Source organism: Haloferax sp. ATCC BAA-644 (genome assembly GCF_000336975.1).
GTDB classification, from domain to species: domain Archaea; phylum Halobacteriota; class Halobacteria; order Halobacteriales; family Haloferacaceae; genus Haloferax; species Haloferax volcanii.
This window is the reverse complement of the sequence record NZ_AOLF01000032.1, coordinates 87571-95485: the sequence shown is the minus strand read 5'-3', so window position 1 is coordinate 95485 and position 7915 is coordinate 87571. Positions and strand designations below refer to the sequence as shown.

The window sequence follows — 7915 nt, the reverse complement described above, 5'->3', positions numbered from 1 at the left end:
GGGTTCAGCATCGCCGAGGCGACCACGACCGCGGATTCGACGACGCAGACCGCGGAAGCGACCCGAACCGCGGTCGAGTCGACGCCGACCGTGACGGAAGCCGCGCAGACCGCGACGGAGACCGTGACCGCGACGCCGACGCAGACGCCGGTTCCGGACACGACGGCCGCGCAGACGGCCACGGAGACCGCGGCGCGGGTCACGTCCGGGTCGGGCGGACTCGCGGAGACCATCGGGACGCTCTCGCCGGGGACGCTGTTCTTCCTCGGCGGGCTGACCGTGCTTCTCGCGTGGGTCGCGGTGGGCGTGCTGCGTGACTAAAACGGCTGTTTGAGCTTACGGTGCGTATTTGATACCGTCACCCGTAGGAGTGAGTGCGAGGTCGCGCGTGGCCCCCAACGACGACGGGGCTGCCATCCGTGCCCCCTGCCCCTCTCCCCGTCGTCTCGCGCGGCCTCGGACTGCCCCCCCAACAGACCCGCTCCGGTCTGTTCCCGCTGCTTCTTCCGGCCCTCCACCGGACCTCCTCCTATTCCCCGGGGACGATACGGAACGTCTCGAACGTCTCGCCGTCGACCGTGACGAGTCGCCCGCGGAGGCCGCCGTCCGGCAGTTCCTCCAGTTCCGCGTGCGCCTTGCGGTTGCCCCGCGGTTGGGCGTGGCTCCCCGGGTTGAGGAGCGGAATCGGCCCGGTGCCGTGGAAGCCCGGCCGGTGGCTGTGGCCGAAGATGACCGCGTCGGCCCCGCGCTCGCGGCCGAACATCGACAGCGCGGTGTTCCCGCCGCGGCGGGTGTGGGTCACCGCGAACTCGACGCCGCCGTAGGTGACGTTCCGCGCCGCGGGAATCCGGTCGCGAATCTCGGAGCCGTCGTTGTTGCCGTACACCGCGAGGAGCGTGTCGGCCTCGTCGACGAACGCGTCGAGGGCGGACTCGCGCATGAAGTCGCCCGCGTGGACGACGAGGTCGGCCTCGCGGACCGCGTCGAGGGTTCTGTCGGTCAGGCGATGACCGTCCGTGCTGTGGGTGTCGGAGACGACGACGAGCATGCGCGGGGCTAGGGCCCGGAGGGATTGAAACCTACCGACTGCGGCGTCGGTCCGCCCGGCGGCCCGTCGAGGATGGTCCGTCTCTCGATTCGCCGTCGGTAGCTCTATCCGGGCGGGGGGAGTGGCCCACGACATGGCAGGCAGTACGTCCGTCGTCGTCGCCGCGCTCTTCGCGAACGGGGCGATTGCGATTCTCAAGTTCCTCGGCTTCCTCGCGACCGGGAGTCCCTCCATGCTCTCCGAAACGTATCACTCCATCTCCGACACCGGCAACCAGGTGTTTCTCCTCATCGGCATCCGCGACAGCAAGCGCGGCGAGACGCAGTCGCACCCCTTCGGCCACGGGAAGTCGCAGTTTTTCTACTCCTTTCTCGTCTCCGTGATGTTGTTCGGTATCGCCGGCTGGGAGTCGGCCAAACACGGCTACGACGCCCTGATGCATCCCGGCCACGGCGGGGGCGGCGAGGCGCTCGTCCTGCTCGGCTTCGAAATCGAGCCCGTGTTGGTCAACGTCGCCATCCTCCTCGGGGCGATTGCCTTCGAGAGCTACGCCTTCCTGAAGGCGAACGCCGAACTCCGCCGGCAGATAGAAGAATACGAGTGGAGCGGCCTCGTCGAGGCCTTCCGGGAGACGAGCGACGTGACGACGCTCACGGCGTTCACCGAGGACACCGTCGCGCTCACCGGCGCGGTGCTCGCGCTCGTCGGCATCGGCCTCACCGAGCTCACGGGCAACGAGCTGTTCGACGCCGGCGCGGCGCTCCTCATCGGGATACTGCTCATGGGCTTCGCCATCGCGCTCGCGTGGGAGAACAAACGCCTGCTCATCGGTGAGAGCGTCCCCGTGGACGAAGAACAGGCGCTCCGCGACATCGTCAAAAACGACCCGCGGGTCGTCCACGTCGACCACTTCCGCGCGTCCTACGTCGGCCCCGAGAAACTGCTCGTCGCCCTCGACGTGAGCTTCGACCCCGAACTCGACACCGAGGAACTGGACGACCACATCACCGAAATCGAGGACGAACTCAAGGCGGCCGACGACCGGGTGCACTTCGTCTACATCGAACCCGAGTTGTAACCCGAACGAACCGAGTGGGCCGCCACCGGCCGACCGCGACTCACGGCGGCTTCCCCCGACCTACCGCGATTCGACCGCGTCGGCGACGAGGTCGACCGCGCGCTCCACGTCCGCGCGCGACACGTTCAGATTCGTCGTAAATCGGGTGTGGTACTGGCCGAAGGTTCCGCCGAGGACGCCCGCGTCGTCGCACAGACTCACAAACTCCTCGGCCGTCAGTCCGGCGCCCTCGGAGTCGACGACGACGATGTTCGTGTCGGGCGTCGGCACCGACAGACCGGAAACGGCGTCGAGACCCTCGGCGAGGACCGTCGCGTTTTCGTGGTCGTCGGCGAGGCGGTCGACGTTGTCGAGCGCGACGAGTCCCGGCGCGGCGATGACACCGGCCTGTCGCATGCCGCCGCCGAACTGCTTTCTGACGCGGACGGCCTCCTCGATGAACGACTCGGGGCCGGCGAGCATCGAGCCGACGGGCGCGCCGAGGCCCTTCGAGAGACAGCACATCACCGTGTCGACGCGCTCGACCATCGCCGTCGGGTCCTCGTCGAGGGCGACGCAGGCGTTGAACAGGCGCGCGCCGTCGAGGTGAACCGGGATTCCGAGGTCGCGGGCGGCGTCGGCCGCGGCGTCGATATCGGCTTTCGGGACCGCGACGCCGCCGCGGGCGTTGTGGGTGTTTTCGAGACACAGCACGCCCGTGCCGGCGACGTGAAGCGACTCCTCGCGGGCGTGGTCGCGGACCTGTGCGGGCGTCGGCGCGGCGCGCTCGCCGGCGTCGTAGGCGCGGACCTGCAAGCCCGACAGTTGGGCGAAGCCGCCGACCTCCCACTTGTAGACGTGCGCCTTCTCGTCCACGAGCGCCTCTTGCCCGGGGTCGGCGTGGACGCGGGCGGCGATTTGGTTGCCCATCGTCCCCGACGGCACGAACAGCGCGGCCTCCTTGCCGACGAGTTCGGCGGCGCGCGCTTCGAGTTCGTTCACGGTCGGGTCGTCGCCGTACACGTCGTCACCGACGGCGGCGTCGCGAGCGGCCTCGCGCATCTCGTCTGACGGGAGCGTGACGGTGTCGCTTCGGAGGTCAATCATGCGCGGAGAGACCGCGCCGACGGAGAAATAATCGGTGGTCCGCGGGGCGTTCTCGGCCGGGGGCGCAATATTTGCGCTTCGAAAGGTGTTTGCCCCGGGGACACACACGACGCGGTATGGACCCGCGCATCCGCGAGCACGCACAAACCATCGTCGACCACTCCACGAGCGTCGAGGCCGGCGACAACGTCGTCGTCTCCGCGCCCTCGGTGGCCGAGGACCTCGTGACGGCCATCCACGAACTGCTCGGCGACCGCGGCGCGAACGTCGTCGCGATGGACGCGAACCCGCGATTCACCCGCGCGTTCCTCCGCGCCGGCGACGACGACTACGAGACGCCCGAACACATGCTGGCGCTTTACGAGGAGACCGACGTCATCATCCGCGTCCGCGGCGAGACGAACGCCACCGAACAGAGCGACGTGCCGCCGGAGACGAACGCAGCGTACAAGCGCGCCTACAAGCCCGTACAGGGCGAGATGCTCACGAAGCGCTGGTGTCTCACCCAGTACCCCGCGAAGGGGAGCGCCCAGCTCGCGGGCATGAGCACCGAGGCCTACGAGAACTTCGTCTACGACGCCGTCACCCTCGACTGGGAGGCGCAGGGCGAACTCCAACAGCAGTTAGTCGACATCCTCAACGACGGCGACGAAGTGCGCATCAAGTCGGGCGACGAGACCGACGTGACGATGCGCATCGCCGGCAACACCGCCATCAACGACACGGCCGAACACAACCTCCCCGGCGGCGAGGTGTTCACCGCGCCCGTAAAGGACTCCGTGAACGGCGAGGTCCACTTCGACCTGCCGCTGTACCGGCAGGGCCGCGAGGTCTCCGGCGTCCGCGTCCGCTTCGAGGACGGTGAAGTGGTCAACTACTCCGCCGAGAGCAACGAGGAGGTCTTAGACGGCGTGTTCGACACCGACGAGGGCGCGCGCTACCTGGGCGAACTCGGCATCGGTATGAACCGCAGCATCGACCAGTTCACCTACAACATGCTGTTCGACGAGAAGATGGGTGACACCGTCCACATGGCCGTCGGCTCGGCGTACCCCGAGACGGTCGGCGCGGACAACGAACTCAACGAGAGCGCCGAGCACGTCGACATGATCGTCGATATGTCCGAGGACTCGGTCATCGAGGTCGACGGCGAGGTCGTCCAGCGAGACGGCACGTTCGTCTTCGAAGACGGGTTCTGACCGGACCGCCGGCTCCGCCGGGCAGCGAAAACTCGCAACGTTTCAGCTCCAGTTTATCGCCCGGTGAATCGGCTCTCGTCGTCCGGTTTCCAGTCGAAACGAGAGCCTTCGAGCGGTCGTCGGAAACGGCGCGGAGCAGCGGGCGAAACTCGGGCGGAACGCCGGTCGCATCGAGCGACCCTCGCGGGTTCTCCAGTCGAAGCGGTTCCCGTCCGGATACAGACAGTTTGATGACAACTACACACACACGCCAGTAGATTTATTCCGCCCAGTCGACGAACACGAACCGATGCCAGCGGTTCAGTGCCGGGAGTGTGGACGCGACGTGGCGGTCCACGAGATAGAGACGACGACGAAGACGACGCCCGACGGCTTCGACACGCGATATCGGTGTCCCTACTGCAAGGCGGAGATGCGCGACGTAAAAACGCGAATCGTCTGACGGCGCTACTCTTCGAGGTCGAGGTCGAACTGCTCGTTTTCGGTGACGGCGTTGAGCACGACCGAGGTGTTGGACTCGCGGATGTCCGCGTCGGTGAGCAGTTTCTTGATCTGCGTGTTCATGCCGTCGGTGTCGCGGAACTTGCCGATGGCGATGATGTCGTAGTCCCCGGTGACCTCGTACACCGAAATCATCTGCTTTTCGGCGCGGAGGCGCTCTGTAATCTCGGGGAGCGCGGAGCCCTCGACTTTGAGTTGGATGACCGCGGTCACGTCGTAGCCGAGCGCGTCGTAGTTGACGCGGGGGGTGTAGCCCTCGATGACGCCTTCGTCTTCGAGGTCTCGCAGGTGGTTCGAGACGGTCGTCACCGACACGTCGAGCTCTTCAGCGAGGCTTCGCAGACTCGCTCGACCGTCGCCGAGGAGCGCATTGATGAGCTTCGCGTCGAGGTTTTCGTACGTCATTACATCCAAAGACCGTCCGGGGGCATTAGAATTTTACGAATATCCAATTCTGTGGCGAGGTGCGGGGAATTGCATTAAGCGGAAATGTCTTTATAGTGCGGGTGTTCGAATCGCGTGTTCAGGAAAATGACGGAAGACAACGCACTCACCGACGGCGGCCTGAGCGACGAGGCACAGGCAGTCATCGACGAAATCGAAGAGAAGAACGTCGACTTCCTCCGACTCCAGTTCACCGACATTCTCGGAACGGTGAAGAACGTCTCCATCCCGGCCTCGCAGGCCGAGAAGGCGTTCACCGAGGGTATCTACTTCGACGGTTCCTCCATCGACGGCTTCGTGCGCATCCAGGAGTCCGACATGCGCCTCGAACCCGACCCGTCGACGTTCGCCGTCCTCCCGTGGCGGAAGAAGGAAAACAGCGCCGCCGGTCGTCTCATCTGTGACGTGTTCAACACGTCCACCGGCGAGCCCTTCAGCGGCGACCCGCGCGGCGTCCTCAAGCGCGCTATCGAGCGCGCCGAGGAACTCGGCTATGACGTGAACGTCGCTCCCGAACCGGAGTTCTTCCTGTTCGAAGAAGACGAAGACGGCCGCGCGACGACCGTCACGAACGACGCCGGCGGCTACTTCGACCTCGCCCCGAAGGACCTCGCGTCCGACGTGCGCCGCGACATCATCTACGGCCTCGAGAGCATGGGCTTCGACATCGAAGCCTCGCACCACGAGGTCGCCGAGGGTCAACACGAGATTAACTTCACGTACGACGACGCCCTCTCGACGGCCGACAACGTCGCGACCTTCCGGTCCGTCGTCCGCGCCATCGCGGCCGAACACGACCTCCACGCGACGTTCATGCCCAAGCCAATCCCGCGCATCAACGGCTCCGGCATGCACACGCACATCTCGCTGTTCAAGGACGGCGAGAACGCGTTCCACGACGGCGACGACGAGTTCGACCTGAGCGATACGGCCAAGAGCTTCGTCGCGGGCATCCTCGACCACGCGCCCGCCATCACGGCGGTCGCTGACCCGACGGTCAACTCCTACAAGCGCCTCGTCCCCGGCTACGAAGCGCCGGTCTACATCGCGTGGTCCGACCGCAACCGCTCGGCGCTCATCCGCAAGCCGGCCGCCCGCACGCCGGCCGCCTCGCGCATCGAGGCCCGCTTCCCCGACCCGTCCTGTAACCCATACCTCGCGTTCGCCGCGCTCATCCACGCCGGTCTCGACGGCGTCGAGAAGGGCCTCGACTGCCCCGACCCGGTCCGCGAGAACATCTACGAGTTCGACGAGGAGAAGCGCGAAGAGTACGGCATCGAGACGCTCCCGAAGGACCTCGGCGGCGCCGTCGACGCCCTCGAAGAAGACGAAGTCATCCAGGAGGCCCTGGGCGACCACGTCTTCGAGAAGTTCGTCGAAGCCAAGCGCTCCGAGTTCAAGGACTACCTCGTCGACGTCTCCCAGTGGGAACTCGACCGGTACCTCGAGACGTTCTAACCGTCGCGCACTAACACCGATTTTTCTTTCGCGCCCGCTCGCCGGAGAGCCGAAGCGCTCGGGTCGCGGTCGGCGGGACACGTAGAATCAGAATCAGAACGTCGCGTCACCGCGGAGCCGCGGCCGAAAGCGCGCCATCAGTCGGCGCGCCGGGTCGCTTCGCTGCCGAGCCCGAGTCGGCCCTGTATCCGCGGCGCGACGAGGATGAACGCGACGGCAGTTCCGGTCGCGAGAATCGCGATTGGAACAGCCTGAAGCGCGTCGGCAGCGACCCAGAGCGCGCCCGCAACGAGGAGCGACACGAGTGCAGCCGGAAGCGACAGTGTCGGCAGCGACTCGTGGTCAGCAAGCCGGGACCAGCCGACGAGGCCGCCGAGCGACCCACCGAGGGCAGCAGACGCGTTTGCCGTGTGGTGCGACGCCCCGCTCGCGACGACCACTGCGAGGGCCACGGCACTGAGCCCGACTGCGAGTGCGAACAGTCGCGTCGGATCGAGGTGGCCGGGGGCGTCGGCGTCGTCCGCGGCAGCGACGGTGAAGACGGCTTTCAACACGACGAGCCCGAGGAGCACGCCGACGACGACATCGACGCCGTAGTGAACCCCGATGACGACGCGGGAGAGTGCGACTGTTGCGACGAGAGCCGCGGCGGCGAGGACGCGTCGCCGTCGGTCCCACACGTCGAGCAGCAGCGCGGCGGCCCCGTAGACGACGGTGGTCCCGAGTGCGTGCCCGCTTGGGAATCCGAACCCGTCGTCCGTCGTGAACGAGACGAACAGGTCCGCGAGCGGGGCAGGCCAGTTCGGTGCCGAAGCGATGTCGGCCGTCGGCGGGCGGGGGAGCGCGAAGCCGACTTTGAGCGCCGTCACCAGCGACAGGGAGATAAACGCGAGGCCGACGAAGGAGGCCGCGGTCCGCCGCGGGCGCGCCGTGATTCGGGGCCGACAGAGCCAGTACAGCGAGGTGAACGCGACGAAGAAGAACCACTGGTCTCCGAGTTGGGTGACGAGACCGAACAGGAAGACGAGCGCGTCCGGGGCGTCCGCGAGCACCAACTCCCCGAAGCCGCGGCTCTGAAGCGAAAGCGCGGACCGGAACATC

8 protein-coding genes and 1 pseudogene are annotated in these 7915 nt (G+C 66.8%); 5 read left to right on the top strand and 4 right to left on the bottom strand.

Annotated elements, in window-relative coordinates; genetic code table 11:
• Positions 1-321 (top strand): annotated as a pseudogene (locus C458_RS14690) (ArsR family transcriptional regulator); the annotation flags it as partial.
• A gap of 208 nt (positions 322-529) precedes the next feature.
• On the opposite strand, the gene C458_RS14685 reads toward C458_RS14690, so the two are convergent.
• Positions 530-1048, bottom strand: a complete 519-nt coding sequence (locus tag C458_RS14685; protein WP_008576876.1) for a metallophosphoesterase — start codon at positions 1046-1048, stop codon at positions 530-532.
• Between the two features lie 133 nt (positions 1049-1181).
• Here C458_RS14685 and C458_RS14680 point away from each other — a divergent pair, with 133 nt between their 5' ends.
• Positions 1182-2126, top strand: a complete 945-nt coding sequence (locus C458_RS14680; protein ID WP_008576875.1) for a cation diffusion facilitator family transporter — start codon at positions 1182-1184, stop codon at positions 2124-2126.
• 60 nt (positions 2127-2186) lie between these two features.
• Here C458_RS14680 and C458_RS14675 read toward each other — a convergent pair whose 3' ends face one another.
• Positions 2187-3212, bottom strand: a complete 1026-nt coding sequence (locus C458_RS14675) for a low specificity L-threonine aldolase (RefSeq protein WP_008576874.1) — start codon at positions 3210-3212, stop codon at positions 2187-2189.
• A gap of 116 nt (positions 3213-3328) precedes the next feature.
• On the opposite strand from C458_RS14675, the gene C458_RS14670 reads away from it, so the two are divergent.
• Complete coding sequence (locus C458_RS14670) at positions 3329-4411, top strand: aminopeptidase (RefSeq protein ID WP_008576872.1); 1083 nt, start codon at positions 3329-3331, stop codon at positions 4409-4411.
• 289 nt (positions 4412-4700) lie between these two features.
• Positions 4701-4853, top strand: a complete 153-nt coding sequence (locus C458_RS18535) for a hypothetical protein (RefSeq protein WP_008576870.1) — start codon at positions 4701-4703, stop codon at positions 4851-4853.
• A 5-nt stretch (positions 4854-4858) separates the two neighbouring features.
• Here the strand turns inward: C458_RS18535 and lrp are convergent, their stop codons facing one another.
• The gene (lrp, locus tag C458_RS14665) at positions 4859-5317 is read right to left on the bottom strand and encodes an HTH-type transcriptional regulator Lrp (RefSeq protein WP_004045355.1); all 459 of its coding nucleotides are present in this window, start codon (positions 5315-5317) and stop codon (positions 4859-4861) included.
• Positions 5318-5443: 126 nt separating this feature from the next.
• Here lrp and glnA point away from each other — a divergent pair, with 126 nt between their 5' ends.
• Entirely contained in the window at positions 5444-6814 is a 1371-nt protein-coding gene (glnA, locus tag C458_RS14660) for a type I glutamate--ammonia ligase (RefSeq protein ID WP_008576867.1), read from the top strand.
• A gap of 137 nt (positions 6815-6951) precedes the next feature.
• Here glnA and C458_RS14655 read toward each other — a convergent pair whose 3' ends face one another.
• On the bottom strand, positions 6952-7914 hold the full coding sequence (locus C458_RS14655) for a phosphatase PAP2 family protein (RefSeq protein ID WP_008576865.1): 963 nt from the start codon (positions 7912-7914) through the stop codon (positions 6952-6954).
• Between the last annotated feature and the right edge of the window lies 1 nt (position 7915).